We start from the raw sequence: 25,558 nt of genomic DNA on the forward strand, positions 1-25,558 counted from the left end.
CTACCGAAGCTATTCGCGTGTCGGCTTAGGCCGCGACGCGGGCACCCTCGGGCAGAGCCGCCTTGGCCTGCGCGACGATGGCCTTGAACGCCTCGCCCTCGTGCATCGCGAGATCGGCCAGGACCTTGCGGTCCAGTTCGATGTTCGCGAGCTTCAGGCCGTGCATGAACACGCCGTAGGTGAGACCCTCGGTGCGGACCGCGGCGTTGATACGCTGGATCCAGAGCGCACGGAACGAGCGCTTCTTAACCTTGCGGTCGCGATAGGCGTACTGGCCGGCCTTCTCGACGGCCTGACGGGCGATGCGGATCGTGTTCTTGCGACGGCCATAATAGCCCTTCGCTGCGTCCAGGATCCGGTTATGCTTGGCGCGGGTGGTCGTACCGCGCTTGACGCGTGCCATTGCTCAGTACTCCTTAGTTCAGACCGTAGGGCGCCCAGAGCTTCACGCGGGCCGTATCGGCCTCGGCGAGCACGGTGGTGCCGCGGTTGGTGCGGATGTACTTCGAGTTATGGCTGATCAGGCGGTGGCGCTTGCCGGCGACGCCGTGCTTCACCTTGCCGGTGGCGGTGAGCTTGAAGCGCTTCTTCACGCCGCTCTTCGTCTTGAGCTTGGGCATTTTCGACTCCTTTTTGATGTCGATTGCGGAACGCCACGGCAGCCCTTCCAGCCGGACGATCCCTCGATCGAAGCGCGGGCCTATAGGGGGATAACCGATTCGATGCAACCGGCGGGCGGATCAGCCGCCCAGCCGCTCCAGCACCGGCTCGAGCAGCCGCGAATCGCCGAGCGCCACGACGCGACCGTCGCTTGCCGCCCCGAGCGGCTGGCCCTTCCAGTCGCGCATCACGCCGCCCGCTCCCTCGACCACGGGCACCAGCGCCGCGAAGTCGTAGAGCTTCAGATTCGCCTCAATCACGCCGTCGAGCTGGCCGAGCGCGACGAGGCCGTAATTGTAGCAGTCGCCGCCCCAGATCGCGTCGCGCGCGTCCTGAGTCACGCGGGTGTAGGCGGCGAGCTGGTCGCCCGAGAAGGCGGCCGGCGCGGTGCTGCCGAAATGCGCCTCCGCGAGGTGCGCGCAGTGGCGGACGCCGGCAAGGCCCTGATTGAAGCGCGTGCGCTGGCCCTCGGCGCCCGTCCAGCGCTCGTGGAGGATCGGCTGGTCGATCACGCCGACGACCGGGCGGCCGTCCTGCAGGAGCGCGATCAGCGTGCCGAACAGCGGACGGCCGGTGATGAAGGCACGGGTGCCGTCGATCGGATCGAGCACCCAGACGCGGGCCGCATCCTCGCGGACATTGCCATATTCCTCGCCGACGATGCCGTCCTCGGGGCAGCGCTCTTCGAGGATCGCGCGCATCGCGGCCTCGGCGGCGCGGTCGGCCTCGGTAACGGGCGAGGCATCGGCCTTCTGCTCGCGGTCGAAGCGGTTGCGGAAGAAGGGACGGATCGCCGCCCCGGCCGCCTCGGCGAGAGCGTGGGCGATGGCAATGTCGGCGGAACGGTCGGCTACGGTCATGTGGTCGGCCCTTACGAAAGCGTCTAGGCTCCCTGCCATCCTTCCGCCCTTACGGGGAGCCCCGAATCATGTCCGTCCGCCCAGCCATCATCCCCTGCCTGCGCTATGAGGATGCTCCGCAGGCGATCCTCTTCCTCTGCGACGCCTTCGGCTTCGTGCCGCACGCCATCTACACCGACGAGGAGGACCAGCAGATCGTCCACCACGCCCAGCTCCTGCTGGCCGACAACATGGTCATGCTGTCGAGCGCGCAGGAAGGCGAGGTGCAGGAGCTTTATGGCTGGAAGACGCCGGGCGAGGCCGGGGGGATCACGCAGTGCATCTATGTGGTCGTGGACGACCCGGATGCGCACCACGATCAGGCCAAGGCGTCGGGCGCGGACATCCTGACCGAGCCGCACGACAATGAGGGCTATCCCGGCCGCGGCTATACGGCGCGCGACCCGGAAGGGAATGTGTGGAGCTTCGGCAGCTACGATCCCTTCGCCCCGCCGCCGGCCGACGCCTGAACCCTATTTGGGCGGAAGCGTCCGCACGAAGGACAGCGCCGCCGCGATGAGGCGGCGGCGCAGCTCCTTATCCTCTAGGCTCGCCTCGTGCGTGACGCGGACCCAGCCGGGCATGGCACGGTCGCGCATCACCATCGTCTGCACATCGGGATGCGCCAGCGCCCAGCCATCCTCGCCCTTGCCGAGCCGGGCGAGCATCCCCCGGCTGCTGGCGATGCACAGCATATGCCCGTCGAGCAGCCAGACGAGGCCGCCGAACATCGCCTTCTCGGTGAGGCCGCCTACGTCCTCCAGCTCCGCGCGGACCATCTCCTCCAGGATCAGGTCGCGCGGCACCGGGATCAGTCGAACAGCGAGGAGACCGAGCTTTCGTCGGCGATGCGCTTGATCGCCTCGGCGAGCAGCGGCGCGATGGGAAGCTGGCGGACCTTCTTCGCCTCGGCCACCGCCGGCGGGGCGGCGATCGAATCAGTCACCACCAGCTCGGAGAGCTGCGAGCCCTCGACGCGCGCCACGGCACCGCCGGAGAGCACGCCATGGCTCACATAGGCCACCACGTCCTCGGCGCCCGCCTCGCGCAGCGCGGCGGCCGCGTTGCAGAGCGTGCCGGCCGAATCGACGATATCGTCGACGAGGATGCAGAAACGGCCTGCCGGATCGCCGATGATGTTCATCACCTCGGACTCGCCCGGCTTCTCGCGGCGCTTGTCGACGATGGCGAGCGGCGCGTTGTTGAGCCGCTTGGAGAGCGCGCGGGCGCGCACCACGCCGCCGACGTCGGGCGAGACGACCATCAGGTTCCTGCCCGAGAAGCGCGCGAGGATGTCGGCCGACATCACCGGCGCGGCATAGAGATTGTCGGTCGGGATATCGAAGAAGCCCTGGATCTGCCCGGCATGGAGATCGACCGACAGCACGCGGTCGGCACCCGCCACCGTGACGAGATTCGCCACCAGCTTCGCCGAGATCGGCGTGCGGGGGCCGGGCTTCCGGTCCTGCCGCGCATAGCCGAAATAAGGGAGCACCGCCGTGATCCGCCGCGCCGACGCGCGCTTCAGCGCATCGATGATGATCAGCAGCTCCATGAGATTGTCGTTGACCGGGAAGGCCGTCGACTGGACGACGAACACGTCCTCGCCACGCACATTTTCCTGGATCTCGACGAAGATTTCCTCATCGGCGAAGCGGCGCACGCTCGCCTTGGTCAGCGGAATGTCGAGATAGCCGGCGATTTCCTTCGCCAAGGTCAGGTTAGAGTTGCCCGACAGCAGTTTCATGGACAATTATCCCCAGCGGCACCGCTCAGGCGGGCATCTGTTCGCGCGCCTTAGCGGCGAGTCGCGCGCCTGCCAAGTTGCCGACCTGCCACAGGCTGCTAGAGAGCGCCGCATGACCGTCGTCACCCGCTTCGCTCCTTCGCCCACCGGCCGGCTCCATGTCGGCAATATCCGCACCGCTCTGGTCTGCTGGCTGGCGGCGCGGGCGGCGGGCGGACGCTTCATGCTGCGCCTCGACGACACCGATCGGGCGCGCTCCACCGAGGCGTTCGTCGACGCGATCCGCGCCGATCTCGACTGGCTCGGCCTCGTGCCCGACGGCGAGGTTCGTCAGTCGGATCGCTTCGCCCTTTATGAGCGCGCCTTCGAGACGCTCCACGCCGCTGGCCGCGTCTATCCCTGCTACGAGAGCGAGGAGGAGCTGTCGATCAAGCGCAAGGTGGCGCTCGGCCGCGGCCTGCCGCCGATCTACGACCGCGCGGCGCTGAAGCTGACGGCGGAGGAGCGGCAGAAGCTGGAGGCCGACGGCATCCGTCCGCACTGGCGCTTCCAGCTCGACGCGAAGCCGATCGAGTGGACCGATCTCGTGCGCGGCCCCCAGCATTTCGAGGGCGCGGCGCTCAGCGATCCGGTGATCCGGCGCGCGGACGGGAGCTGGCTTTATCTGCTGCCCAGCGTCATCGACGACATCGACATGAAGGTGAGCCATGTGGTGCGCGGCGAGGATCATGTCGCCAACACCGCGATCCAGCTCCAGATGTTCGAGGCGCTGGGCGCGGCCGTGCCCGAGTTCGCGCATATGGCGCTGCTCGTCGGCACCGACGGCAAGCTTTCCAAGCGCGAGGGCGCGATCGGGGTCGGCCAGCTCCGTGACGAGGGGATCGAGCCGCAGGCGATGCTCGCGCTGCTGGCACGGCTCGGCACCAGCGAGCCGGTGGTCGCGGTGGCGGAGATCGCCGATCTGATCGGGGGTTTCGCCTTCTCGCACATGGGCCGCGCGCCGGCCCGCTTCGATCCGGCCGAGCTGACCCAGCTCAACGCCAGGACGCTGCATCTCCTCTCCTACGAGGCCGTGCGCGAGCGCCTGCCCGAGGGCATGGGCGAGGCGGCATGGCTCGCCATCCGCCCGAATCTGACGACTCTGACCGACGCCGCCGATGGATGGGCGATGATCGAGGGCCCCATCCCCGCCCCTGCCTTCGAGGCCGAGGACAAGGCCTTCTGCGCCCGCGCCGCCGAGATCGCCGAAACGCTCGACTGGTCGGCCGATCCGTGGGGCCAGCTCGTGGGCGCGCTCAAGGCCGGGACGGGGCGCAAGGGCCGCACGCTCTTCCTGCCGCTGCGTCAGGCACTTACCGGGCGCGACCATGGCCCGGAGATGGCCGCCCTCCTCCCCCTGATCGGCAGGGATCGCGCCGTGGCGCGGCTCGCCGCCTAGCGTCCCGGCCCGAGGAGTCCTATCTTGCGAGCCATGGCCATCCCCGTTCTGTCGCGCTTTGCCGGCGCGTGGCGCGATCTGCGCGCCTTCCTGGTGACCCGCCAGCGGCACCAGATCGTCTTCGCGACTCTCTCGGTCGGCATCTGCGTGCTGCTGGTGCTGGGTTTCTACCACGACTCGAAATTCCCGTATCAGGAGCGGGTCATCTACGTCCAGAACTGGCCCGCCAACCGCACCGACGCCGAGATCATCGCGCAGCAGAAGGTCGAGCGGGCCCAGAAGCAGAAGGCGATGGCCGAGCGGCAGGCCGCCTATCGCCGCCTCGCCAAAATGACCGGCATCGAGTGATCCCACGGGGATGACGAAGGCCACCGCCGATGACGCGCGCTGGATGGCGGCAGCGGTGGCGCTGTCCGAACGCGGGCGCGGGCGGACCTCCCCCAATCCCAATGTCGGCTGCCTGATCGTGCAGGACGGCCGCGTCGCAGGGCGCGGCTGGACCCAGCCCGGCGGCCGCCCCCATGCCGAGGCGATGGCGCTGGCCGAAGCCGGCGCAGGGGCGCGGGACGCCACCGTCTATGTCACGCTGGAGCCCTGCGCCCACCAGAGCCCACGCGGCCCCGCCTGCGCCGACCTGCTGGCCGCGGCCCGCCCTGCCCGAGTCGTCGGCGCGCTGACCGATCCCGATCCGCGCACCTCGGGCGAGGGCTTCGCGCGGCTGCGCGCGGCGGGAATCGCGGTGACGGAGGCTGTCGGCTGCGACGGCGCACGGTGCGCCATGGCGGGCTTCCTCACCCGGCAGGCGCTCGGCCGCCCGCATGTGACGCTGAAGCTCGCCACCTCGCTCGACGGGCGGATCGCGCTTCCCTCGGGCGAGAGCCGGTGGATCACCGGGCCGCAAGCCCGCGCCCACGCGCATCTCGAACGCGCCCGCGCGGACATGATCGTCGTCGGCCGCGGCACCTATGAAGCCGACGCGCCGCGCCTCGACGTCCGCCTCCCCGGTCTCGAAGACCGCAATCCGGCCCGCTTCATCCTGACCTCCACGCGCATGGGAATCCTGCCCGAAGGCTGGGGCCTGCTCACCCGGCCCGGGGACATCGCGCTTCCCGGCGGCAACCTCGCCCTGATCGAGGGCGGCGCGGGCGCTGCGGCAGCGTTCCTCGCGGCGGACATGGTCGACCGGCTGCTGCTCTACCGCGCGCCGATCCTGATCGGGAACGGCCTGCCCGGCATCGGCGACATCGGCCTCCACGATCTCCCTGCTGCCCATGGCCGCTGGGTTTTGACCGATTCCCGGACACTCGGGATCGACCGACTCGAAATCTACGAACGGCAGCGCTAGAGGCCTCCCATGTTCACCGGCATCATCACCGACATCGGCACCATCGCGAAGGCCGAGCAGCGTGGCGACCTCCGCCTCGTCATCGACAGCGACTATGACATGGGCGGCGTCGATCTCGGCGCGTCGATCGCCTGTTCGGGCGTGTGCCTGACGGTCGTCGACAAGGCGCCCGCTGGCCAGCCGGGCTGGTTCGCGGTCGATGTCTCGGGCGAGACCGTCTCGCGCACCGCGCCCGGCCTCTGGCACGAGGGCGCGCGCCTCAACCTCGAACGCGCGCTGAAGGTGGGCGACGAGCTGGGCGGCCATATCGTCACCGGCCATGTCGACGGCATCGGCACGCTCGTCTCCGCGGTGCCGGAGGGCGATTCCACCCGCCTCACCATCGAGGCGCCGGCCAGCCTCGCGCCCTATCTGGCCGCGAAGGGCTCGATCACGGTCGACGGCGTGTCGCTCACCGTCAACAGCGTCGAGGATCAGGCCGGCGGTGCCTGCCGCTTCGGGCTCAACATCATCCCGCACACCCAGCAACTGACGACGCTCGACGCGCTTGCGCCGGGCCGCCAGTTCAATCTCGAGATCGATATCCTCGCCCGTTATCTGGGCCGCATGGAGCAGCTTCGGAAATGACCCCGGAACCCTTGAAGCGCGCACGCCACGCTTTCCTCTCCTCCACCGAGGAGATCATCGACGAAGCCCGCAACGGCCGCATGTTCATCCTCGTCGACGACGAGGATCGCGAGAATGAAGGTGATCTCGTCATCCCCGCGCAGATGGCCACGCCGTCCGCGATCAACTTCATGGCGACGCACGGCAAGGGCCTGATCTGCCTCGCGCTCGGCAAGGAAAGGGTCGACCAACTCGGCCTCAACCTGATGAGCGCCAAGAACGGCACGCGCCACGAGACCGCCTTCACCGTCTCGATCGAGGCGCGGGACGGCGTCACCACCGGCATCTCGGCCGGCGACCGCGCGCGCACCGTCGCGGTGGCGATCGACGCCGCCAAGGGGCCGGAGCATATCGTGACGCCGGGCCATGTCTTCCCGCTGGTGGCGCGTCCGGGCGGCGTGCTGGTCCGCGCGGGGCATACCGAGGCGGCGGTCGACGTGTCGCGGCTCGCGGGGCTCAATCCATCGGGCGTGATCTGCGAGATCATGAAGGAGGACGGGACGATGGCCCGCCTCGACGATCTCGTCTCCTTCGCGCAGCTCCACGGCCTCAAGATCGGCACGATCCGCGATCTCATCGCCTATCGTCGCCGCCACGACCATAATGTCGAGAAGATTGCCGAGGCTCCCTTCACCAGCCGCTGGGGCGGCGAGTGGAACGCGATCACCTATCGCAACAAGGCGATCGACACCGAGACGCTCGCGCTGGTGAAGGGCAGGATCGATCCGTCGAAGCCCACGCTGGTGCGGATGCACGCGCTCAACATCTTCGCCGACACGCTGGGCGAGGCGAGCGCGCGCGAGGGGCTGCTCGGCGCCGCCATGCAGGCGATCGCGGACGAGGGCAGCGGCGTGGTCGTCATCCTGCACCGCGACATGCCGCTCTCGCGCGTGATCCGCGCCCGCGCCGGCGAGACGGTGCCCGAGATGAACGAGCTGCGCGACTATGGCGTCGGCGCGCAGATCCTCGCGGAGCTGGGCATCCACGACATGATCCTGCTCACCAATTCGCATCACACGCTGATCGCGCTCGACGGCTATGGCCTGAACGTCGTGGCCGAGCGCCCCATCCCTTCGGAGACCCATTGATGGCCAAGATCCTCATCGTCGAGGCGCGCTTCTATTCGCACCTCAACGACCTGCTGCTCGAAGGCGCCCGCTCGGCGATCGAGGCGGCGGGCCACAGCCATGAGACGATCACCGTGCCCGGCGCGCTGGAGATTCCGGGCGCGATCGCACTGGCGGCCGATCATTACGACGCCTTCGTCGCGATCGGCGTGGTGATCCGCGGCGAGACCTATCATTTCGAGATCGTGGCGGGCGAAAGCGCGCGCGCGCTGATGGCGATGACGCTCGACGGCCTCGCCATCGGCAACGGCATCCTCACCACCGAGAATGAGGCGCAGGCGCTCACCCGCGCCCGCAAGTCCGAGAAGGACAAGGGCGGCGAGGCGGCCAAGGCCGCGATCGCCATGCTCGAACTCCAGAAGAAGTTCGGCTGATCGAGAAAGGCCCTCTCCCCGCGCCGGGGAGAGGGCCTTGTCCGTTCAGGCCGCCACCGTCTCTTCCGCGAGCGGATAGTCGGTGTAGCCCTCGGCGCCCTGCGTGTAGAAGGTCGCCATGTCCGGCTTGTTGAAGGGCAGCCCATCCGCGATCCGGCGGACCAGATCGGGGTTGGCGATGAACGGTCGCCCGAAGGCCACCGCATCGGCGATCCCATCCTGCACGGCTCGACGGGCGCTTTCACCGTCGAAATCCGAGTTCAGGATCAGCGCGCCGTTGAACGCCGCACGGATCGCCGGCGCCACCACCGCCACCTCGTTCGGGCGGAAGCTGCTTTCGCCCTGCGGCTCGCGCAGCTCCAGGAAGGCGATGCCGATCTTCGACAGCGCCTCAGCCGCCACCGGGAAGAGCGCGTGCGGATTGCTGTCGTTGGCGCCCTGCACGTCGCCGTTGGGCGACAGGCGCACGCCGGTGCGATCCGCGCCGATCTCGTCGGCCAGCGCCTGCGTCACTTCGGCGAGCAGGCGGATGCGGTTCTCGACCGGGCCGCCATAGATGTCGTCGCGGAAGTTCGAATTGTCGCGCAGGAACTGGTCGATCAGATAGCCATTGGCGGCGTGGAGCTGCACGCCGTCGAAGCCCGCCCGGATCGCGTTGCGGGCGGCATGGCGATATTCGTCGAGCAGGCGCGGGATCTCGTGGATAGCGAGCGCGCGGGCCTCCTCATAATCCTGCTTGCCGTCATAGGTGTGCGACTGATTGGGCGCGGTCGTGACCGACGAGGAGACCGGTTGCTGGCCGGTGACGCTCGAATGGACGACCCGGCCCATGTGCCAGAGCTGGGTGACGATGCGGCCGCCGGCTTCGTGCACCGCGTCGGTGACCGGCTTCCAGGCCTCGACCTGATCGTCGCTCCACAGGCCCGGCGCATAAGGCCAGCCGAGGCCCTCCCGGGTGATGCCCGTGCCTTCGGAGATGATGAGGCCGGCGGCGGCGCGCTGGCGGTAATAATCGACCATGATCCCGGTCGGAACATGGCTGCGGGTGGCGCGGCCGCGGGTGAGCGGGGCCATCACGATGCGGTTGGACGCGTGGATGGCGCCAAGCTCGATCGGATCGAAAAGCGTGGGCATAAATTCAGTCTCCCTTTGCAACGGGACAAGCGTCGCAGGGCGCGTATATGGGACGGGATGGCCCACCAACCAGACCCGCCGACCCCGATCTTCGAAGAAGAGATTCTTTCGCCCCAGACAGCGGAAGCTGGCACGGCAGGCGCGTCGCCGCTGGCCTTCATCGCCCTGATCGTCGGCAATATCGTGCTGGCGATCGGGCCGTGGTTCGTGCGGATGGCGGATGTCGGGCCGGTCGCCTCGGGCTTCTGGCGCCTCGCGCTGGCGGTGCCCTTCCTGCTGTTGATCGCGCGCGGTTCGGGCCAGCGCTTCGGGAAGATGCCGCCGGCGCTGTGGGCGGCGACGCTGATCGCGGGCTGCTTCTTCGCGGCGGACCTGTCGACCTGGCACGCCGGCATCCTCCACACCAAGCTCGCCAACGCGACCCTGCTGGGCAACATCTCCAGTTTCTTCTTCGCCGCCTACGGCTTCATCATCGCGCGCACCATGCCCGGCCGCTGGCAAGTGGTGGCGATGGTGCTCGCGGCGTTGGGCACGGTGCTCCTGCTCGGCCGCTCCTACCAACTGTCGCCGGATCATCTCCTCGGCGACCTGCTCTGCCTGATCGCGGGGCTCGCCTATACGGGCTACATGATCGCGATCGATCGGGCGCGATCCCGGCTCGGCACCTGGCCGACCCTCTCGCTCGCGACGATCGTGAGCAGCACGCTGCTGCTGCCCGCCGCGCTCTTCATCGACGGGTCGATCTGGCCCCAGCATTGGGGGCCGCTGGTGGCGCTCGCCATCGGCAGCCAGGTGATCGGGCAAGGGCTGCTCGTCTATGCGATCGGCACCTTGTCTCCGGTGGTGGTCGGGCTGGTGCTGCTGTGCCAGCCGGTGGTGGCGGCCGTGATCGGCTGGGTCGCCTATGGCGAGAAACTGAGCACGCTCGATCTGGTCGGCGCGCTCGCCATTGCCGCATCTCTGGTGCTGGTCCGCCGCGGCCGGGCGAGCTAAAGCACGCCCATGGCCGACATCGTTCTCCCGCCCGATCCCACGCTCGACGAGATGCGCGCCGCGCTGGGCGCCGTCATTCCCGCCCACGCCATCTTCAACGGTTGGGGCGGCACGGCGCTGGAAAACGCCGCCCGCGCGATCGGCATCGATCCCGGGCATGCCCGCCTCGCTTTCCCCGACGGCGTGACCGGGATGATCGACGCCTGGTACGCCAGCATCGACACCCGACTCGCGACGGCCTTCCCGCCCGAGCGCGTCGCCGCCATGAAGTTCCGCGATCGCATCTCGGCGCTGGTGCTCGCCCGTCTCGCCCTCGCCCGGCCGGAGAAGCAGGCCGCCCGCAGCGCGCTCGCGATTCTCGCGCGGCCCCGCAACGCCGCGCTGGCCGCCCGGCTCGGCTGGCGCGCGGCGGACGTGATGTGGCGGCTGGCCGGCGACACGGCGACCGACCTCAACCACTACACCAAGCGCCTGACCCTCTCGGCCGTCTATGGCTCGACCCTGATGGTCTGGCTCGACGACGAAAGCGAGAACGAGGCCGACACCCGCGCCTTCCTGGCCCGCCGGATCGAGGGCGTGATGCGCTTCGAGAAGTTCAAGGCGCAGATCATTCCCCACCCGGAGCGCCGCTTCAGCATGAGCCGCTTCCTCGGCCGCCTGCGCTATCCGGCGCATTAAGGGGCGTTCGCGCACTGGCGCACCCCGGCACTAATTGATAATGACTTGCAGGGGAGTTTCTCCGTCGAATTGGATTCGTGCCCGTGCGCCTCGATCAACTGCCACTGAACCGCCCGGCCAAAGTTTTGGCGATCGCGTGGGCGGACCTTGCCGACACCGCTGCGAAACGCCTGCGCGAACTGGGCTTTGACGAAGGCGTGACGGTGGAGGCGGTGCATGTGGCGCCCTTCGGCAAAGACCCCATCGCCTGCCGCGTCGGCCGCATGACGGTGGCGCTCCGCCGGGCGCAGGCGCAGGCCATTTCGGTGGAAGCCACCGCCGCATGAACCCCGCACCGATGGTGGCGCTGGTCGGCAATCCCAATGCCGGCAAGAGCGCCCTGTTCAACGCGCTGACCGGCGCCCGCCAGAAGGTCGGCAACTATCCCGGCGTCACCGTCGAGCGGAAGGCCGGCCGGATGAGCCTGCCCGACGGCCGCCCGATCGAGCTGATCGACCTGCCCGGCACCTATTCGCTCGAACCCGCCTCGCCCGATGAGCAGGTGACGCGCGACGTCCTCTTCGGCAAGCAGGAGGGCGAGCGCCTGCCCGGCGCCATCCTCTGCGTGGTCGACGCGACCAATCTCGACAACCACCTGCGCTTTACGCTCCAGCTCATCGCGCTGGGGCTGCCGGTGGTGGTGGCGCTCAACATGGTCGACATGGCCGAGCGCGACGGGCTCAAGATCGACGCCGCCCGGTTGTCGAAGGAGCTGGGCGTTCCGGTGGTCCCCACGGTCGCGGTGCGCAAGCGCGGGATCGACGAGCTGAAGGCCGCGATGGCCGAGATGGTCGGCGACGGCGGCGTGCAGAAGATCGCGGCCGGCCCCGGCTTCCACCATGAGGACATCGTCGTCCTCCAGCGCCGCGCCCGGGCCATCGCGCTCGCCGCGACGACCGAGGAGCATGGCGCCCGCGCCTGGAGCCACCGCATCGACTCGGTGGCGCTCCATCCGATCTTCGGGCCGATCCTGCTGGCGACTTTGCTGTTCGTGATCTTCCAGTCGGTCTTCGCCTGGGCGCAGGCGCCGATGGACGCGATCACCGCGGGCTTCGACGATCTCGGCAAATGGGTCGACGCGACGCTGCCGGCGGGCTTCGTGCGCAACCTGCTGAGCCAGGGCGTCATCAAGGGCACGGGCGCGGTCATCACCTTCCTGCCGCAGATCCTGATCCTGTTCTTCTTCATCCTGCTCTTGGAGGCGACGGGCTATATGGTCCGTGCCGCCTTCATGATGGACCGGCTGATGGCGCGCGTGGGCTTGTCCGGCCGCGCCTTCATCCCGCTGCTGTCGAGCTTCGCCTGCGCGGTGCCCGGCATCATGGCGACCCGTACCATCGACGATCCCAAGGATCGCCTCACCACCATCCTGATCGCACCGCTCACCACCTGCTCGGCGCGTCTGCCGGTCTACACGCTCGTCATCGGCGCGTGCATCCCGGCGCGGCGGGTGCTGCCGGGGATCGGCTTGCAGGGGCTGGTGCTGTTCGGGCTCTACATCCTCGGCATCGTCGGCGCGCTGCTCGCCGCGCTGGTGCTCAGGCGGACCGTCACCAAGGGGCCGAGCCACGGCTTCATGATGGAGATGCCCAAATATCAGCGGCCGTCGCTGCGCGACGTCGGGCTGGGGCTGTGGACGCGCTGCCTGATCTTCCTCAAGCGCGCGGGGACGATCATCCTCGCCTCCAACATCATCCTGTGGGTGCTGGCCTCCTATCCGGTGGCGCCGGCGGGGCAGAAGCAGACCGAATATTCGATCGCCGGGCGGATCGCCTCGGGCATCGAGGTCGTGGTCAAGCCGATCGGGTTCAACCACAATATCGCCCTCGCCCTGCCGCCCGCGATGGCAGCGCGCGAAGTGGCCGTGGCGGCGCTCGCCACCACCTACGCCATCGACGCCGGCGACAATGAGGATGCGACCGATCAGGCGCTCTCGGGCAAGCTCGGCCGCGACTGGTCGCTGCCGACCGCGCTGGCCTTCCTGATGTGGTTCGTGTTCGCGCCGCAGTGCCTCTCGACGATCGCGGTCACGCGACGGGAAACGAATGGGTGGAAATGGCCAGCCTTCATGGTGGGCTATCTGTTCGTGCTGGCATACCTTGCCGCAGGGGCGACTTTCTGGTTAGCCACCGCGCTCGGACTCTAACGAAGAAGGCACGGACATGGCCGGCGTCAACAAAGTCATCCTCGTCGGCAATCTGGGGCAGGATCCCCAGTCGCGCAGTTTCCAGAACGGCGGCAAGGTGGTGAACCTGCGCATCGCCACCTCCGAGACGTGGAAGGATCGCAACACCGGCGAGCGCAAGGAGCGCACCGAGTGGCACTCGGTCGCGATCTTCAACGAGGGCCTCGCCAACACCGCCGAGCGCTATCTGCGCAAGGGCTCGAAGGTCTATATCGAGGGCCAGCTCCAGACCCGGAAGTGGCAGGACAATAACGGCCAGGACCGCTACACGACCGAGATCGTGCTGCAGGGCTTCAACGGCCAGATGGTGATGCTCGACGGCCCCGGCGGCGGCCAGGGCGGTGGTGGCGGCGGCTTCGGCGGCGGCCAGCGTTCGGGCGGCGACGAATGGGGCCAGGGCGGCGACGATTTCGGCGGCGGCTCGAGCTTCGGCGGCAGCGGCTTCGGTGGCGGCTCGCGCGGTGGCGGTTCGACCGGCGGCGCCCCGCGTCCGGGCGGCGCGTTCGACAGCGATCTGGACGACGACGTTCCGTTCTAAGTCCGCCGGTCGCCGGGCTGTCCCCGGTCCCGTTGCATCTCCTTTCCATGACTCCGGGGCGCCGTTGCGGCCGCGCCCGGATCATGCGACGACGAGGCATGTCGTTGCGAAGGGGGATCGAAATGCGTTCCTTGGCTTTGGTGGCGTCCCTGCTGGCCGTTCCCGCCTTTTCCGCACCGCCGGTGAAATCCGGCGATGCGCTTTTGGATCGCTGCCTCGCGCATAGCCCAAAGACGGCGATCGGCGTGTCGCATGTCCTCGACTGCTATCGCGCGGCGCAGGCCCGCGTCGACAATGCGCTGGCGGCCGAGCGGCGCGTGATCGTCGCCAAGCTCCGCGCCGATCGGGCGTCTCAGACGACGCTCGCCGCAGGCGAGGCGGCGTGGACCAGCTATCGCGACAAATGGTGCGCCTTCGAGGCCACGGCCGAGCGCGATCCCGGCTCGCGCGAGGCGACCGGCCTCGAATGCCGGGTCGAGCTGAGCCAGGCCCACCTCACCCGGCTGAAGGGCGCCTATTAGTCCTTCTTGAGGGACTTGAGCGCGGCGAAGGGGCTCGCCTCCGCGCGCTGCGCCTCGGCTTCCTCCTCGCTGGCGACGCCGGCCGCCCGGAGCCGTGTGTCGGCATCGGCCACGCGCGGGAAGGGATCGAGCGCCAGCGCGAAGCCCTGCGCCACGGCCTCGCCCAGATCGATCGCGCCGCCTTCGTAGGTGAGCAGGTCGAGGTCCGACTCCTCCAGCTCCACCTCGTCCTCGGCGGCCGCGCCGCCCTCGGGATCGAAGCGCAGCGAGAAAGGCTCGTCGACGCGCGCCCGGATCGGATCGCCGGTCGCGACGCAGCTCTGCACCGCCTGCGCCCGGATGCGGCCCTCGGCCCACACCCGCTCGCCCTCGCGGCGGATCGTGGCGTCCGCTTCCAATTGATCGATCGAGACGAGGCCGAAGCGCGTCGCCAGCGCCGCCCGCTCCGCCTCGTCCGCCTCGATATGGACCGCACGCGGTTCGCCGCCGATGCCGTCGAGACGGAACGGACGAGCGAATTCGGGGGCCTTGTTCATGCGATATCTCCGGTCAGGATCTGGGCGAGGTCGCGCACCGCCAGCGCCGCAACCAATGCCCTGATCCCCTGCTCGACATGGATACGCGCCGCAACCGGCACGTCGGCGCCCCGGTGGATATTGCGGTCGATCGCCCCGGCAAGGTCTCCCCCCTCGGCCAGCCCCTCGCGATAGGCGGTGAGGCGGCCGCCGAGCTGGCTCATCATCCGCCCGACATGCTTGCCCACCACCAGATCGCCGATGCCGCGCTGGCGGAGCTGCCCGTCCATGTCGCTGATGAACAGCTCCGTCACCCGCGCTGATGATTCGCGCGCCGGCTCGCCCAGTGCCTCCAGCCGGAGCAGCACCAGCGCCAGCACGCTCGACACCATGTCGAACCGGCCGTCGATCGTGTCGGGCACCGCGCCGTCGCGATACCAGTGTGGCAGGCGCGCCCGGCGCACGATCGCGGCATAGAGCGGGGCGAACGCGTCCGCATCGGCGCGCGGCCCCAGGATACGCTTGAAGAGTGTGACCAATTCCGCCTGCCCCGTTCGCTGTCCATCTGCCCCATGCCGCCTTGTGCGGCGCGTGCGCACGGCATATTGAGCGGCTTGAACGCCGATGCAATGGCGCTTGGTCTTGGGCCGGGAAGAGGGCTCCCCCGGCAGGTGGAGGAGATACGAATGACGGCCAGCAAGCGTCGCGTTGGGGTGATGGCCACGGCCGCCCTCGCGCTGGCCGCGGGTCTTTCGGGTTGCGCGGAAATGCGCGGCCATCAGGGCTATGTGGTAGACCGCGCCCTGGTCGCCTCGGTGCAGCCGGGTGTCGATAACCGCGAATCGGTGCAGAAGACGCTGGGCGATCCCAGCTTCGCCGCGCAGTTCGACGACAACACATGGTATTATGTGTCGCGCTCCACGCAGCAATTCTCGTTCGGCCAGCCGAAGGCGGTCACGCAGCTCGCGCTGGCGGTGCACTTCGACAAGGCCGGCGTCGTGACCGGCGTGGACCGCACCGGGCTGGAGCAGATCTCGACGATCCACCCGTCGGCCGACAAGACACCGACGCTGGGCCGCAAGCGCAGCCTGTTCCAGGAGCTGTTCGGCAATATCGGCGCGGTGGGCGCGGCGGCGACGCAGGGCCCGACCTCGGACAACCCGACCGGCGGCTCGCGCCCGTAAAGGCAGGCGCGGCGCGGATCACCCGCGCCGCCCTCCTCCCCCACGCGCCACCGGGACGCGCAGGGGCATCTCACCGCCTAGCGGGCGATCCCGGCGGCGGCGAGCACCGCCAGCGTCACCAGTTCCGACGCGGTCGACGTCATCGAGGCGATCTGCACCGGCTTGTCCATGTTGACGAGCATCGGCCCGATCATCGCATCGCCGCCCAGCTCCTTGAGCAGCTTGGCCGAGAGATTGGCCGACTGGAGCCCCGGCATGACCAGGATGTTGGCCGGGCCGGACAGGCGGCTGAACTCGTAATATTGCTTCATCTTCGGGTTGAGCGCGATGTCGGGCGCCATTTCGCCCTCATATTCGAAGCTCACCCCGCGCCCGTCGAGCACGGCCACCGCCTCGCGGATATTGCCCAGCCAGTCGCCCGTCGGATTGCCGAAGGTCGAGTAGGAGAGGAATGCCACGCGCGGCTCCTGCCCCATGCGGCGGGCAACCTCGGCGGTCTGCTCGGCGATGTCGGCGAGCTGCTCGGCGGTGGGGCGTTCGATCACCGTGGTGTCGGCGATGAACACCGAATGGTTGCGGCCGACCAGCAGATGGATGCCGAAGGGGTGATGCCCTTCGGCGCAGTCGATCACGCGGCGCACCTCGTCGAGCGTCTGGCGGAAGTGGCGCGTCACGCCCGTCACCATCACGTCGGCCAGCCCCATCTCGACCATCAGCGCGCCGAAGATGTTGCGATCGCGGTTGACCATCCGTTCCACGTCGCGGCGCAGGAAGCCCTTGCGGCGGAGCTTCTCGTAGAGCCGGTCGACCATCTCGGCCCGGAACGGCGCGCGACGGCTGTTGTGCAGCTCGAAGCCCGACGGATCGTCGACGCCCAGCGCCTTCAGCCGGTCATGCACATCGTCATGGCCGATCAGCACGGGGATGCCATAGCCGCCCTGCTGGAAGGCGATGGCAGCGCGCAGCACCACCTCCTCCTCGCCTTCCGCGAACAGCACGCGCTTGGGGTTGGCGCGCGCCGTCTCATAGACCGAGGTGAGCACCGAGGTCGTCGGATTGAGCCGCGCCTTCAGCTGCTCGCGATAGGCGGCCATGTCGGCGATCGGCTTGCGCGCGACGCCGGTGTCCATCGCCGCCTGCGCAACCGCAGAGGGCACCAGCTCGATCAGGCGCGGATCGAACGGCGCGGGGATGATGTAGTCCGGCCCGAAGCTGTGCGCGACGCCATAGGCCGCCGCCACTTCCTCGGGCACCTGCTGGCGCGCGAGATCGGCCAGCGCCTTGGCCGCCGCGACCTTCATCTCCTCGTTGATCGTGGTCGCCCGCACATCGAGCGCGCCGCGGAAGATGAAGGGGAAGCCGAGCACATTGTTGACCTGGTTCGGATAGTCCGACCGGCCGGTGGCGATGATCGCGTCGGGGGCGGCCTCCAGCGCGTCCTCGGGCAGGATTTCCGGGTCCGGGTTGGCCATGGCGAAGATGATCGGCTTCTTGGCCATCTTCCTCACCATGTCCTTGGTGAGCGCGCCCGCGACCGACAGGCCGAAAAACACGTCCGCGCCCTCGATCGCCTCGTCGAGCGTGCGCGCGGTGGTCTCGGCGGCGTGGGCCGATTTCCACTGGTTCATGCCCTCGGTGCGGCCCTTGTAGATCACGCCCTTGGAATCGCAGAGGATGACGTTGTTCGGCTTCACGCCCAGCGCCTTGGCCAGCTCGGTGCAGCTGATCGAGGCCGCGCCCGCGCCGTTGACGACGATCTTCAAGTCCTCCAGCCGCCGCCCGGTCAGATGCGCGGCGTTGATGAGGCCGGCGGCCGAGATGATCGCGGTGCCGTGCTGGTCGTCATGGAAAACCGGGATGTTCATCCGCTCGCGCAAAGTCTGCTCGATCACGAAGCATTCGGGCGCCTTGATGTCCTCGAGGTTGATGCCGCCGAAGCTCGGCTCCATCAGCTCGACCGCGTTGATGATGCGGTCGACATCCTCGGTCGCCAGTTCGAGGTCGATCGAGTCGATGTCGGCGAAGCGCTTGAACAGCACCGACTTGCCTTCCATCACCGGCTTGGACGCCAGCGCGCCGAGATTGCCGAGGCCGAGGATCGCCGTGCCGTTCGAGATGACGGCCACCAGATTGCCCTTGGCGGTATAGTCGTAAGCAGTATCGGGATCGGCGGCGATCGCCTTCACCGGAACCGCGACGCCCGGCGAGTAAGCCAGCGCCAGATCGCGCTGGGTGGCCATCGGCTTGGTGGCGACGATCTCGATCTTGCCGGGGCGCCCCTGCGAATGGAACAGCAGCGCCTCGCGCTCGGAAAACTGTAGGCGCTCGGCCATGGACGTCTCTCCCGATGTTCGTTTTGGCCCCAATGCGGCATCGGACCGCGCGCCACAAGGCAAAGCGTCTTCTCATTTTCACGAAAGCCGATATCGACGCCAGACGATGGCAACCGCAGCACAGCAGGCCGGCGCGCAGACGCCGATGATGGCGCAATATCACGGGCTGAAGGCGGAAGCGCCGGATTGCCTGCTGTTCTATCGCATGGGCGACTTCTTCGAGCTGTTCTTCGAGGATGCCAAGATCGCGGCGGCCTGCCTCGACATCGCGCTCACCCAGCGCGGCGACGGCGTGCCGATGTGCGGCGTGCCGATCCATGCCGCCGACGCCTATCTGGCGCGGCTCATCAAGGCGGGGCACCGCGTCGCCGTCGCCGAGCAGGTCGAGACGCCCGAGCAGGCGAAAAAGGCGCGCGGCTCGAAGGCGCTGGTGGCGCGCAAGATCATCCGCCTCGTGACCGCCGGCACGCTGACCGAAGAGACGCTGCTCGACAGCCGCAGCGCCAACTGGCTGGTGGCGCTCGCCGAGCAGGGCGGGCGGATCGGGCTCGCGGCAGCGGATATCTCGACGGGGCGTTTCGAGCTGGCCTCGGTCGCGGCGACGGGCCTCGATGCCGAGCTGGCACGGCTGGGGCCGTCCGAGGTGGTGGTGGCCGAAGGGTCGGAAATCGGCCCAGACGATGCCGTCGCGACGGTGCGCTCCACCTTCGCCAGCGCCGAGGGCGAGCGGTTGCTGAAGGCCCGCTTCGGCGTGGCGACGCTCGACGGCTTCGGCTCGTTCGACCGGCCGGCGCTGGCGGCGGCAGGCGGGCTCCTCGCCTATCTCGACCGCGCCGCGCAGGGGGGCACGACCTTCCTCCAGCCCCCCGCCCCGCGCACCGCCGAAGACCATATGGCGATCGACGCGGCGACGCGCGAAAGCCTCGAACTCACGCGCACGCAAGGCGGCGAGCGCAAGGGCAGTCTGCTCGATAGCATCGACCGCACGGTGACCGGGGCCGGCGCCCGCCTGCTCGCCGCCGACATCTCGGCCCCACTTCATGACGCCATCGGAATCGAGGCCCGGCTGAATCTGGTCGGCCGCTTCGTCGAGGACGGGGGCCTGCGCGACCGGCTGCGCGGATCGCTGCGCGCGCTGCCCGATATCGGCCGCGCGCTCGGCCGCCTCGTGGCAGGACGCGGTTCACCCCGCGATCTCGGCCAGCTCCGCGACGGCCTCGCCGGTGCGCGCGACCTGCACGAATTGCTCGACCGTCTCGAAGGCCCGCCCGCGCTCCTGACGGCCCTCCTGCCGAGCTTGCGCGGCCATGGCGCGCTGGTCGACAAGCTCACCCACGCGCTCGTCCAGACGCCGCCGATCGATGCGTCGGACGGCGGCTTCATCGCGGAAGGCTTCGACGCCGCGCTCGACGATCTGCGCGGCCTCGCTGGCGACGGCCGCCGCGCCATCGCCGCGCTGGAGGCGAAATATCGCGAGCAGACCGGCATCTCGGGCCTGAAAATCCGCCATAACGGCGTGCTCGGCTATCATATCGAGGTCGGCGCCAAGTTCGCCGATCCGCTGATGAAGGCGGAGTCCGGCTTCACCCACCGCCAGACGCTGGCCGGCGTCGTCCGCTTCAACGCGCCCGAGCTGCACGAGCTCGCCACCAAGGTGTCGCAGGCCGGCGCCCACGCGCTCGCCGCCGAGCAGGCGCATCTCGAAGAGCTGATCGACCTCGCCCTCTCGCACCGCGACCCCATCGCCGCTACCGCCGACGCCATCGCCCGGCTCGACGTTTCCGCAGCGCTGGCCGAGCGTGCGATCGAGGGCGGCTGGTGTCGCCCCGAAGTCGTGCCAGAGGCCTGTTTCGAGGTGGAGGGTGGCCGCCACCCCGTCGTCGAGGCCGCCGTCGCCGCGACCGGCGAGCGCTTCGTCGCCAATGACTGCACGCTCACCGAGCCATCGCGGCTGTGGCTCGTCACCGGGCCGAACATGGGCGGCAAATCGACCTTCCTGCGCCAGAACGCGCTGATCGCGGTGCTGGCGCAGGCCGGGAGCTATGTGCCGGCGAACATCGCCAAACTCGGGCTGGTCGACCGCCTGTTCAGCCGCGTCGGCGCGTCGGACAATCTCGCGCGCGGCCGCTCGACCTTCATGGTCGAGATGATCGAGACCGCCGCGATCCTCTCGCAGGCGACCGAGCGCTCCTTCGTCATCCTCGACGAGGTCGGGCGCGGCACCTCGACCTATGACGGCCTCGCCATCGCCTGGGCGGTGGTGGAGGCGGTGCACGAGGCTAACCGCTGCCGCTGCCTGTTCGCCACGCACTATCATGAGCTGACCCGGCTGGCCGAGCGGCTGGACGCGCTCTCGCTCCACCATGTCCGCGCCAAGGAGTGGAAGGGCGATCTCGTCCTCCTCCACGAGCTGGCGCAGGGCGCGGCGGACCGAAGCTACGGCCTCGCCGTGGCGCGGCTCGCCGGGCTCCCCAAGCCGGTGCTGGCGCGCGCCAAGGACGTGCTGGCCCGGCTGGAGAAGGGCCGCGAGAAGACGGGCGGCATCGCGGCGGGGCTCGACGAGCTTCCCCTTTTCGCCGCCGCCGTCGAGCGCGAGGCGGAGGCCGTCGATCCGCTGCGCGAGGCACTCACCGCCGTCGATGCCGACGCGCTCTCCCCCCGCGAGGCGCTGGAGCTGGTCTATCGGCTGAAAGGCCTCGCCGCCGGCTGAACGCGAGGCTGGCGCTCCCCCGCCAACGCGCTACATCTTGGGCCATGGTCTCCCGCTTCGAAAGCCTGCCCAGCCGCCGCGCGATCGTCGATCGCCGTAAGCTCGCCGACGCGATCGCGGCGCTGCCCGACGATCCGGCGGTGTTGAAGCGCGAGGCGACGTTGCTGCTCCGCGAGGCGCTCAACAAGGGGCGCGAGGAGATTGCGCGCCGCCTCTCCGAGCATCCCTCGCGGGGGCATGAGATTTCGGCGAGCTACGCCTTCCTCACCGACCAGATCCTGCGCATCACCTTCGATCTCGCCACCGAGCGGCTCCTCCCGTTCAGCAACCGCACGACCGGCGAGCGGCTGACGCTGATGGCGGTGGGCGGCTATGGCCGCGCCGAGATGGCGCTCCATTCGGACGTCGACATCGGCTTCCTCACCCCCTGGAAGCAGACCGCTTGGGCCGAGCAGGTGATCGAGACGATCCTCTATCTGCTCTGGGATCTGGGGCTGAAGGTCGGCCATTCGAGCCGCTCGCTCGACGAGATGGTGAAGATGTCGAAGGCCGACCTCACCATCCGCACGGCCCTCCTCGAAGGCCGCTTCGTCTGGGGCGATGCCGCGCTCTACGACGAGGCAAAGCGCCGCTTCGAGGTGGAGGTGATGCAGGGCACGGCGCGCACCTTCGTCACGGAGAAGCTCGCCGAGCGCGACGAGCGGCACCACCGCATGGGCGACAGCCGCTATGTCGTCGAGCCCAATTGCAAGGAGGGCAAGGGCGGGCTTCGCGACCTCCACACGCTCTTCTGGATCGGCAAATATATGTTCGAGGTGCGCTCCGTGCCCGAACTGGTCGATGCCGGGCTCCTCACCCGCGAGGAGCTGAAGCAGTTCCAGCGCGCGGACAATTTCCTGTGGGCGGTGCGCTGCCATCTCCACATCCTCGCGCGCCGCGCCGAGGACCGGCTGACCTTCGACCTCCAGCGCGATGTCGCCCACCGGATGCGCTATAATGACCGCCCCGGCCGCTCGGCGGTCGAGCGCTTCATGCAGCATTATTTCCTGACGGCGAAGATGGTGGGCTCGCTCACCGGCGTCTTCCTCGCCCATCTCGACGAGGCCTCGGCGCGCCGGGGCCGGCGCTTCGCCATGCCCGCGATCGTCAGCCGCCGGCGCCCGCGCAAGCTCGACGGCTTCGTGATCGATCGCGGCCGGCTCGCCACCCCGTCGGACGGCTTCTTCGCCGAAGACCCGGTGCGCCTGCTCGAACTCTTCACGCTGGCCGACCGGCACGGGCTGGAGATCCACCCGCTCACCATGCGCCAGGCCTCGCGCGACGCGAAAATGGCCGATGGTGTGCGCGACGATCCGCGCGCCAACGCGCTGTTCATGGAGGTGCTGACCAGCCCCCGCACCCCCGGCATGGTGCTGCGCTGGATGAACGAGGCGGGCGTGTTCGGCCGTTTCATGCCCGATTTCGGCCGCGTCGTGGCGCAGATGCAGTTCGACATGTACCACCATTTCACGGTGGACGAACACACCATCCACGCGATCGAGCTCTTGAACCGCATCGAGAAAGGCGAGCTGATCGCCGACCATCCGATCGCAACCGAGCTCATCCACCAGATCGTCGCGCGGCGCGTGCTCTATGTCGCGGTGCTGTTCCACGACATCGCCAAGGGGCGAAGCGGCGACCATTCGGTGCTCGGCGCCGAGGTGGCGATGAAGCTCGGGCCGCGTCTCGGCCTCACCCCCGCCGAGACGGAGATGGTGGCGTGGCTGGTCGCCAAGCATCTGCTGATGTCGGCCACCGCTTTCAAGCGCGACCTTTCCGACTTCAAGACCATCCTCGATTTCGCCGAGCAGGTGCAGTCGCCGGAGCGGCTGCGGCTTCTCCTGCTGCTCACCATCGTCGATATCCGCGCCGTCGGGCCGGGCGTGTGGAACGGCTGGAAGCGCCAGCTCCTCGGCGATCTCTACGAGGCGGCCGAAGAGGTGATCCGCCTCGGCCACAAGCAGAAAGGCCGGCGCGAGCGGATCGAGGGCAAGCAGGCGCAGACCCGCACCGCGCTCGGCTGGGACGAGGCTCGCTTCACCGCCTTCGCCGCGCGGATGCCGGACAGCTACTGGGTGGCCGAGGCGCCCGACATCCTCGAGGCCAACGCCCGCGCCATCGCCGCCGCCGATGACGCGCGGGAGGCCCTCTCGATCACCACCACCGCCGACGCCGCGCGCGAGGCGACTCTTGTGGCGGTCTACGCCTCGGACCATCCGGGCCTGTTCTACCGCATCGCCGGCGCCATCCATGTGGCGGGCGGCAACATCATCGATGCGCGCATCCACACGACGCGCGACGGCATGGCGATCGACAATTTCCTCGTGCAGGACCCGTTCGGCCGCCCCTTCGACGATCCCGAGCGGCTGGTCCGCCTGCGCGCCGCGATCGAGGATGCGCTCGCCAACCGCACCCGGCTGGCCGACCGGCTGGCCGCCAAGCCGCTGCCCCGCATCCGCGCCGACGCCTTCGACATCGAGCCGGTGGTGCTGATCGACAACAAGGCCTCCAACCGCTTCACCGTGATCGAGGTCAACGCGCGCGACCGGCCGGCGCTGCTCCATGCGCTGGCCTATGCGCTGTTCCAGTCGAAGGTGACGATCCATTCGAGCCACGTCGCCACCTATGGCGAGCGCGCGGTCGACACTTTCTACCTGACCGATCTGACCGGCGACAAATTGTCGGGCACGCAGCGGCTGAAGGCGCTCGAGCGGCGCCTGCTGGCGGCGGCGGCCGGCGAGGTTCTGAACGAGGTAGCCTGAACGACGAAAAAAGGGGGCAGATATGGGCGTGACCGGAATCGGCGGACTCTTTTTCCGCGCGCGCGATCCAGAGGGACTCGCCGCATGGTACAAGACGCATCTCGGCATCGACGCGGGCGGGATGTCGGTCTGGTCGCAACAGGCCGGCCCCACCGTCTTCGCCCCCTTCTCCGCCGACACCGACTATTTCCCGGCCGACCGGCAATGGATGCTCAACCTGCGGGTCGAGGGGCTGGACGATCTCGCCGCCGGACTCACCGCCGCCGGAATCGAGGTCGAGCGGCGGCCTGAATGGGACATGCCGGGCGTCGGCCGCTTCGCCCGCATCCACGACCCGGAGGGTCTGGCGATCGAGCTATGGGAACCCGAGGCGTGAGCTTTCCCCGGCTCTGGCACGCCGTGACGGCGGCGCTGGCGCTGGCCGGGCTCGGCATCGAGTACAAGGTGACGATCAGCGGCCATCCGGGGCAGCTCGCGGAACGGACGCTGATCTATCTGAGCTTCTTCACCATCCTCACCAATGCGCTGGTGATGGTGGCGAGCGTCGGCCTCGCGCAGCGGACGGGCGCGCTCCACCGCTGGGCACGGCGGCCGACGACGCGGACGGCCGTGTCAGTCTACATCACCGTGGTGGCGGTGATCTTCCAGCTCCTGCTGGCCGGGCTGCATCCGCTGACGCCGCTCGGCTGGTGGGGCAATCTGCTGGTGCACCAGCTCGTGCCGGCGCTGTGGCTGGGCGGATGGGTGCTGTTCCACCCGCATGGCGGGATCGGGCGGACGGCGCACTGGCGCTGGCTGATCTATCCGCTCGCCTATGGCGGCTGGACGATCGCGCACGGGGTGGCGACGGGCTGGTATCCCTACCCGTTCCTCAACGTGGCGAAGCTGGGTGCGGCGCGCGTAGCCGTGAACATGGCGCTGATGGCGCTGTTCTTTGCGGGCCTGGGTCTCGCCTTCCGCTGGATGGACGAGAAGCTCGCCACCCACATAGCCCGCCGGGCACGGGGCTGAGCGGGGTCCGGCATATGCCCCGGACCCCGGACATCAGGCTTACTTCGGCGCGATGACCATCAGCATCTGACGGCCTTCCATGCGCGGGAACTGCTCGACCTTGGCGATCTCCGCCACGTCGGCCTGCACGCGCTGGAGCACCTGCATGCCGAGCTGGCCATGCGCCAGCTCACGCCCACGGAAGCGGAGCGTGCACTTGACCTTGTCGCCTTCCTCGATGAACTCGACGATCTTCTTCATCTTGGTCTGATAATCGTGATCGTCGATGTTCGGACGCATCTTGATCTCCTTGATCTCCTGCGTCTTCTGGCTCTTGCGGGCGAGGTTGGCCTTCTTCTGCGCCTCGTACTTGTGCTTGCCCACATCGAGGAACTTGCACACGGGCGGATCGGCGTTGGGAGAAACCTCGACCAGATTGAGGCCCATCTCATGCGCCTGCTCGATCGCCTCGCGCGTGTACATCACGCCCAGATTCTCGCCCGCCTCATCGATCACGCGCACCTTGGGCACGTTGATGAATTCATCAAAGCGGGGGCCATTCAGAGGCATCGGGGGCGCGCCCAGCGGGCGGCGCATCATCGGCGGTCGTATAGCGGCTTCTCCTGTTTGTCGCCTGAACGTCGGCGATATAGTGATTCATGAGGCAGAACGGAAGCCGTA

28 protein-coding genes are annotated in these 25,558 nt (G+C 68.7%); 18 read left to right on the top strand and 10 right to left on the bottom strand.

Annotated features, from left to right (window positions below; translation table 11 throughout):
• Positions 1 to 25: 25 nt before the first annotated feature.
• From rplT to hisN, 3 genes are all read right to left on the bottom strand, one after another.
• Complete coding sequence (gene rplT, locus ST3T6A_RS0116845) at positions 26 to 403, bottom strand: 50S ribosomal protein L20 (protein WP_019834127.1); 378 nt, start codon at positions 401 to 403, stop codon at positions 26 to 28.
• A gap of 13 nt (positions 404 to 416) precedes the next feature.
• Positions 417 to 620, bottom strand: coding sequence for a 50S ribosomal protein L35 (gene rpmI, locus ST3T6A_RS0116850; protein WP_012048647.1), 204 nt, complete (start codon positions 618 to 620; stop codon positions 417 to 419).
• Between the two features lie 120 nt (positions 621 to 740).
• Positions 741 to 1,520: a histidinol-phosphatase gene (gene hisN, locus ST3T6A_RS0116855; RefSeq protein ID WP_019834128.1), complete on the bottom strand. Its 780-nt coding sequence runs from the start codon at positions 1,518 to 1,520 to the stop codon at positions 741 to 743.
• A 68-nt stretch (positions 1,521 to 1,588) separates the two neighbouring features.
• Between hisN and ST3T6A_RS0116860 the strand changes: the two genes are divergently transcribed.
• Entirely contained in the window at positions 1,589 to 2,029 is a 441-nt protein-coding gene (locus ST3T6A_RS0116860; RefSeq protein WP_019834129.1) for a VOC family protein, read from the top strand.
• 3 nt (positions 2,030 to 2,032) lie between these two features.
• Here the strand turns inward: ST3T6A_RS0116860 and ST3T6A_RS0116865 are convergent, their stop codons facing one another.
• Positions 2,033 to 2,365 (bottom strand): TfoX/Sxy family protein, encoded by a 333-nt coding sequence (locus ST3T6A_RS0116865; protein WP_019834130.1) that lies wholly within the window; start codon positions 2,363 to 2,365, stop codon positions 2,033 to 2,035.
• 5 nt (positions 2,366 to 2,370) lie between these two features.
• Positions 2,371 to 3,306 (bottom strand): ribose-phosphate pyrophosphokinase, encoded by a 936-nt coding sequence (locus tag ST3T6A_RS0116870; RefSeq protein WP_019834131.1) that lies wholly within the window; start codon positions 3,304 to 3,306, stop codon positions 2,371 to 2,373.
• Between the two features lie 112 nt (positions 3,307 to 3,418).
• Here ST3T6A_RS0116870 and gltX point away from each other — a divergent pair, with 112 nt between their 5' ends.
• The 6 genes from gltX to ribH are packed head-to-tail and all read left to right on the top strand — an operon-like array spanning position 3,419 to position 8,256.
• Positions 3,419 to 4,744: a glutamate--tRNA ligase gene (gltX, locus tag ST3T6A_RS0116875; RefSeq protein WP_019834132.1), complete on the top strand. Its 1,326-nt coding sequence runs from the start codon at positions 3,419 to 3,421 to the stop codon at positions 4,742 to 4,744.
• Between the two features lie 33 nt (positions 4,745 to 4,777).
• Positions 4,778 to 5,092: a hypothetical protein gene (locus ST3T6A_RS0116880; protein WP_019834133.1), complete on the top strand. Its 315-nt coding sequence runs from the start codon at positions 4,778 to 4,780 to the stop codon at positions 5,090 to 5,092.
• 43 nt (positions 5,093 to 5,135) lie between these two features.
• Entirely contained in the window at positions 5,136 to 6,089 is a 954-nt protein-coding gene (ribD, locus tag ST3T6A_RS0116885) for a bifunctional diaminohydroxyphosphoribosylaminopyrimidine deaminase/5-amino-6-(5-phosphoribosylamino)uracil reductase RibD (RefSeq protein WP_026359816.1), read from the top strand.
• 9 nt (positions 6,090 to 6,098) lie between these two features.
• A complete protein-coding gene (locus ST3T6A_RS0116890) occupies positions 6,099 to 6,716 on the top strand; it encodes a riboflavin synthase (protein WP_019834135.1) in 618 nt (205 codons plus the stop codon).
• On the top strand, positions 6,713 to 7,843 hold the full coding sequence (gene ribB, locus ST3T6A_RS0116895) for a 3,4-dihydroxy-2-butanone-4-phosphate synthase (protein ID WP_019834136.1): 1,131 nt from the start codon (positions 6,713 to 6,715) through the stop codon (positions 7,841 to 7,843). Before ST3T6A_RS0116890 ends, ribB begins: the two co-directional genes overlap by 4 nt.
• Entirely contained in the window at positions 7,843 to 8,256 is a 414-nt protein-coding gene (ribH, locus tag ST3T6A_RS0116900) for a 6,7-dimethyl-8-ribityllumazine synthase (RefSeq protein WP_019834137.1), read from the top strand. The genes ribB and ribH overlap by 1 nt, the downstream gene beginning before the upstream one ends.
• A gap of 45 nt (positions 8,257 to 8,301) precedes the next feature.
• Here ribH and ST3T6A_RS0116905 read toward each other — a convergent pair whose 3' ends face one another.
• The gene (locus tag ST3T6A_RS0116905) at positions 8,302 to 9,390 is read right to left on the bottom strand and encodes an alkene reductase (protein ID WP_019834138.1); all 1,089 of its coding nucleotides are present in this window, start codon (positions 9,388 to 9,390) and stop codon (positions 8,302 to 8,304) included.
• A 57-nt stretch (positions 9,391 to 9,447) separates the two neighbouring features.
• Between ST3T6A_RS0116905 and ST3T6A_RS0116910 the strand changes: the two genes are divergently transcribed.
• The 6 genes from ST3T6A_RS0116910 to ST3T6A_RS0116935 all read left to right on the top strand — a co-directional run bounded on the left by ST3T6A_RS0116910 (position 9,448) and on the right by ST3T6A_RS0116935 (position 14,344).
• Positions 9,448 to 10,383, top strand: coding sequence for a DMT family transporter (locus tag ST3T6A_RS0116910; protein ID WP_019834139.1), 936 nt, complete (start codon positions 9,448 to 9,450; stop codon positions 10,381 to 10,383).
• 9 nt (positions 10,384 to 10,392) lie between these two features.
• Positions 10,393 to 11,061 carry a COQ9 family protein gene (locus tag ST3T6A_RS0116915; RefSeq protein ID WP_019834140.1) on the top strand — a complete coding sequence of 223 codons (669 nt, stop codon included), beginning with the start codon at positions 10,393 to 10,395 and terminating at the stop codon, positions 11,059 to 11,061.
• 83 nt (positions 11,062 to 11,144) lie between these two features.
• Complete coding sequence (locus ST3T6A_RS0116920; protein WP_019834141.1) at positions 11,145 to 11,387, top strand: FeoA family protein; 243 nt, start codon at positions 11,145 to 11,147, stop codon at positions 11,385 to 11,387.
• A complete protein-coding gene (gene feoB / locus ST3T6A_RS0116925) occupies positions 11,384 to 13,246 on the top strand; it encodes a ferrous iron transporter B (RefSeq protein WP_019834142.1) in 1,863 nt (620 codons plus the stop codon). Before ST3T6A_RS0116920 ends, feoB begins: the two co-directional genes overlap by 4 nt.
• 16 nt (positions 13,247 to 13,262) lie before the next feature.
• The gene (ssb, locus tag ST3T6A_RS0116930) at positions 13,263 to 13,823 is read left to right on the top strand and encodes a single-stranded DNA-binding protein (protein WP_019834143.1); all 561 of its coding nucleotides are present in this window, start codon (positions 13,263 to 13,265) and stop codon (positions 13,821 to 13,823) included.
• Between the two features lie 122 nt (positions 13,824 to 13,945).
• A complete protein-coding gene (locus tag ST3T6A_RS0116935) occupies positions 13,946 to 14,344 on the top strand; it encodes a lysozyme inhibitor LprI family protein (RefSeq protein WP_026359817.1) in 399 nt (132 codons plus the stop codon).
• Here ST3T6A_RS0116935 and ST3T6A_RS0116940 read toward each other — a convergent pair.
• Together ST3T6A_RS0116940 and ST3T6A_RS0116945 are read right to left on the bottom strand one after the other, a co-directional pair.
• The gene (locus tag ST3T6A_RS0116940; protein ID WP_019834145.1) at positions 14,341 to 14,880 is read right to left on the bottom strand and encodes a YceD family protein; all 540 of its coding nucleotides are present in this window, start codon (positions 14,878 to 14,880) and stop codon (positions 14,341 to 14,343) included. The genes ST3T6A_RS0116935 and ST3T6A_RS0116940 overlap by 4 nt on opposite strands.
• The gene (locus tag ST3T6A_RS0116945; RefSeq protein WP_019834146.1) at positions 14,877 to 15,398 is read right to left on the bottom strand and encodes a ubiquinol-cytochrome C chaperone family protein; all 522 of its coding nucleotides are present in this window, start codon (positions 15,396 to 15,398) and stop codon (positions 14,877 to 14,879) included. The genes ST3T6A_RS0116940 and ST3T6A_RS0116945 overlap by 4 nt, the downstream gene beginning before the upstream one ends.
• A gap of 147 nt (positions 15,399 to 15,545) precedes the next feature.
• Between ST3T6A_RS0116945 and ST3T6A_RS20485 the strand changes: the two genes are divergently transcribed.
• Positions 15,546 to 16,043 (top strand): outer membrane protein assembly factor BamE, encoded by a 498-nt coding sequence (locus ST3T6A_RS20485; RefSeq protein WP_019834147.1) that lies wholly within the window; start codon positions 15,546 to 15,548, stop codon positions 16,041 to 16,043.
• A 77-nt stretch (positions 16,044 to 16,120) separates the two neighbouring features.
• Here ST3T6A_RS20485 and ST3T6A_RS0116955 read toward each other — a convergent pair whose 3' ends face one another.
• The gene (locus ST3T6A_RS0116955; RefSeq protein ID WP_019834148.1) at positions 16,121 to 18,376 is read right to left on the bottom strand and encodes an NADP-dependent malic enzyme; all 2,256 of its coding nucleotides are present in this window, start codon (positions 18,374 to 18,376) and stop codon (positions 16,121 to 16,123) included.
• A 106-nt stretch (positions 18,377 to 18,482) separates the two neighbouring features.
• Between ST3T6A_RS0116955 and mutS the strand changes: the two genes are divergently transcribed.
• Genes mutS through ST3T6A_RS0116975 form a run of 4 tightly spaced genes read left to right on the top strand, consistent with a single transcriptional unit; the run spans position 18,483 to position 24,898 of the window.
• Positions 18,483 to 21,086 carry a DNA mismatch repair protein MutS gene (gene mutS / locus ST3T6A_RS0116960; protein WP_019834149.1) on the top strand — a complete coding sequence of 868 codons (2,604 nt, stop codon included), beginning with the start codon at positions 18,483 to 18,485 and terminating at the stop codon, positions 21,084 to 21,086.
• A 44-nt stretch (positions 21,087 to 21,130) separates the two neighbouring features.
• The gene (locus ST3T6A_RS0116965) at positions 21,131 to 23,887 is read left to right on the top strand and encodes a [protein-PII] uridylyltransferase (protein WP_019834150.1); all 2,757 of its coding nucleotides are present in this window, start codon (positions 21,131 to 21,133) and stop codon (positions 23,885 to 23,887) included.
• Between the two features lie 22 nt (positions 23,888 to 23,909).
• Positions 23,910 to 24,263 (top strand): VOC family protein, encoded by a 354-nt coding sequence (locus ST3T6A_RS0116970; protein ID WP_019834151.1) that lies wholly within the window; start codon positions 23,910 to 23,912, stop codon positions 24,261 to 24,263.
• Positions 24,260 to 24,898, top strand: a complete 639-nt coding sequence (locus ST3T6A_RS0116975) for a Pr6Pr family membrane protein (protein ID WP_019834152.1) — start codon at positions 24,260 to 24,262, stop codon at positions 24,896 to 24,898. The genes ST3T6A_RS0116970 and ST3T6A_RS0116975 overlap by 4 nt, the downstream gene beginning before the upstream one ends.
• Positions 24,899 to 24,937: 39 nt before the next feature.
• Here ST3T6A_RS0116975 and infC read toward each other — a convergent pair whose 3' ends face one another.
• Positions 24,938 to 25,477, bottom strand: a complete 540-nt coding sequence (gene infC, locus ST3T6A_RS0116980; RefSeq protein WP_019834153.1) for a translation initiation factor IF-3 — start codon at positions 25,475 to 25,477, stop codon at positions 24,938 to 24,940.
• Positions 25,478 to 25,558 lie beyond the last annotated feature (81 nt).

Source organism: Sphingomonas sp. PR090111-T3T-6A, from assembly GCF_000383095.1.
GTDB lineage: Bacteria > Pseudomonadota > Alphaproteobacteria > Sphingomonadales > Sphingomonadaceae > Solisphingomonas.

What these genes read in the sequence shown, in the direction of transcription:
- ST3T6A_RS0116880 (WP_019834133.1), top strand. Translation starts at nt 4,778, where the DNA reads ATGGCCATCCCCGTTCTGTCGCGCTTTGCCGGCGCGTGGCGCGATCTG.
- mutS (WP_019834149.1), top strand. Translation starts at nt 18,483, where the DNA reads ATGGCAACCGCAGCACAGCAGGCCGGCGCGCAGACGCCGATGATGGCG.
- ribB (WP_019834136.1), top strand. Translation starts at nt 6,713, where the DNA reads ATGACCCCGGAACCCTTGAAGCGCGCACGCCACGCTTTCCTCTCCTCC.
- ST3T6A_RS0116905 (WP_019834138.1), bottom strand. Translation starts at nt 9,390, where the DNA reads ATGCCCACGCTTTTCGATCCGATCGAGCTTGGCGCCATCCACGCGTCC.
- gltX (WP_019834132.1), top strand. Translation starts at nt 3,419, where the DNA reads ATGACCGTCGTCACCCGCTTCGCTCCTTCGCCCACCGGCCGGCTCCAT.
- ribD (WP_026359816.1), top strand. Translation starts at nt 5,136, where the DNA reads ATGGCGGCAGCGGTGGCGCTGTCCGAACGCGGGCGCGGGCGGACCTCC.
- ST3T6A_RS0116935 (WP_026359817.1), top strand. Translation starts at nt 13,946, where the DNA reads ATGCGTTCCTTGGCTTTGGTGGCGTCCCTGCTGGCCGTTCCCGCCTTT.
- ST3T6A_RS0116940 (WP_019834145.1), bottom strand. Translation starts at nt 14,880, where the DNA reads ATGAACAAGGCCCCCGAATTCGCTCGTCCGTTCCGTCTCGACGGCATC.
- rplT (WP_019834127.1), bottom strand. Translation starts at nt 403, where the DNA reads ATGGCACGCGTCAAGCGCGGTACGACCACCCGCGCCAAGCATAACCGG.
- ST3T6A_RS0116910 (WP_019834139.1), top strand. Translation starts at nt 9,448, where the DNA reads ATGGCCCACCAACCAGACCCGCCGACCCCGATCTTCGAAGAAGAGATT.
- hisN (WP_019834128.1), bottom strand. Translation starts at nt 1,520, where the DNA reads ATGACCGTAGCCGACCGTTCCGCCGACATTGCCATCGCCCACGCTCTC.
- infC (WP_019834153.1), bottom strand. Translation starts at nt 25,477, where the DNA reads ATGATGCGCCGCCCGCTGGGCGCGCCCCCGATGCCTCTGAATGGCCCC.
- feoB (WP_019834142.1), top strand. Translation starts at nt 11,384, where the DNA reads ATGAACCCCGCACCGATGGTGGCGCTGGTCGGCAATCCCAATGCCGGC.
- ST3T6A_RS0116860 (WP_019834129.1), top strand. Translation starts at nt 1,589, where the DNA reads ATGTCCGTCCGCCCAGCCATCATCCCCTGCCTGCGCTATGAGGATGCT.
- ST3T6A_RS0116870 (WP_019834131.1), bottom strand. Translation starts at nt 3,306, where the DNA reads ATGAAACTGCTGTCGGGCAACTCTAACCTGACCTTGGCGAAGGAAATC.
- ST3T6A_RS0116955 (WP_019834148.1), bottom strand. Translation starts at nt 18,376, where the DNA reads ATGGCCGAGCGCCTACAGTTTTCCGAGCGCGAGGCGCTGCTGTTCCAT.
- ST3T6A_RS0116970 (WP_019834151.1), top strand. Translation starts at nt 23,910, where the DNA reads ATGGGCGTGACCGGAATCGGCGGACTCTTTTTCCGCGCGCGCGATCCA.
- ST3T6A_RS20485 (WP_019834147.1), top strand. Translation starts at nt 15,546, where the DNA reads ATGACGGCCAGCAAGCGTCGCGTTGGGGTGATGGCCACGGCCGCCCTC.
- ribH (WP_019834137.1), top strand. Translation starts at nt 7,843, where the DNA reads ATGGCCAAGATCCTCATCGTCGAGGCGCGCTTCTATTCGCACCTCAAC.
- rpmI (WP_012048647.1), bottom strand. Translation starts at nt 620, where the DNA reads ATGCCCAAGCTCAAGACGAAGAGCGGCGTGAAGAAGCGCTTCAAGCTC.
- ST3T6A_RS0116915 (WP_019834140.1), top strand. Translation starts at nt 10,393, where the DNA reads ATGGCCGACATCGTTCTCCCGCCCGATCCCACGCTCGACGAGATGCGC.
- ST3T6A_RS0116890 (WP_019834135.1), top strand. Translation starts at nt 6,099, where the DNA reads ATGTTCACCGGCATCATCACCGACATCGGCACCATCGCGAAGGCCGAG.
- ssb (WP_019834143.1), top strand. Translation starts at nt 13,263, where the DNA reads ATGGCCGGCGTCAACAAAGTCATCCTCGTCGGCAATCTGGGGCAGGAT.
- ST3T6A_RS0116965 (WP_019834150.1), top strand. Translation starts at nt 21,131, where the DNA reads ATGGTCTCCCGCTTCGAAAGCCTGCCCAGCCGCCGCGCGATCGTCGAT.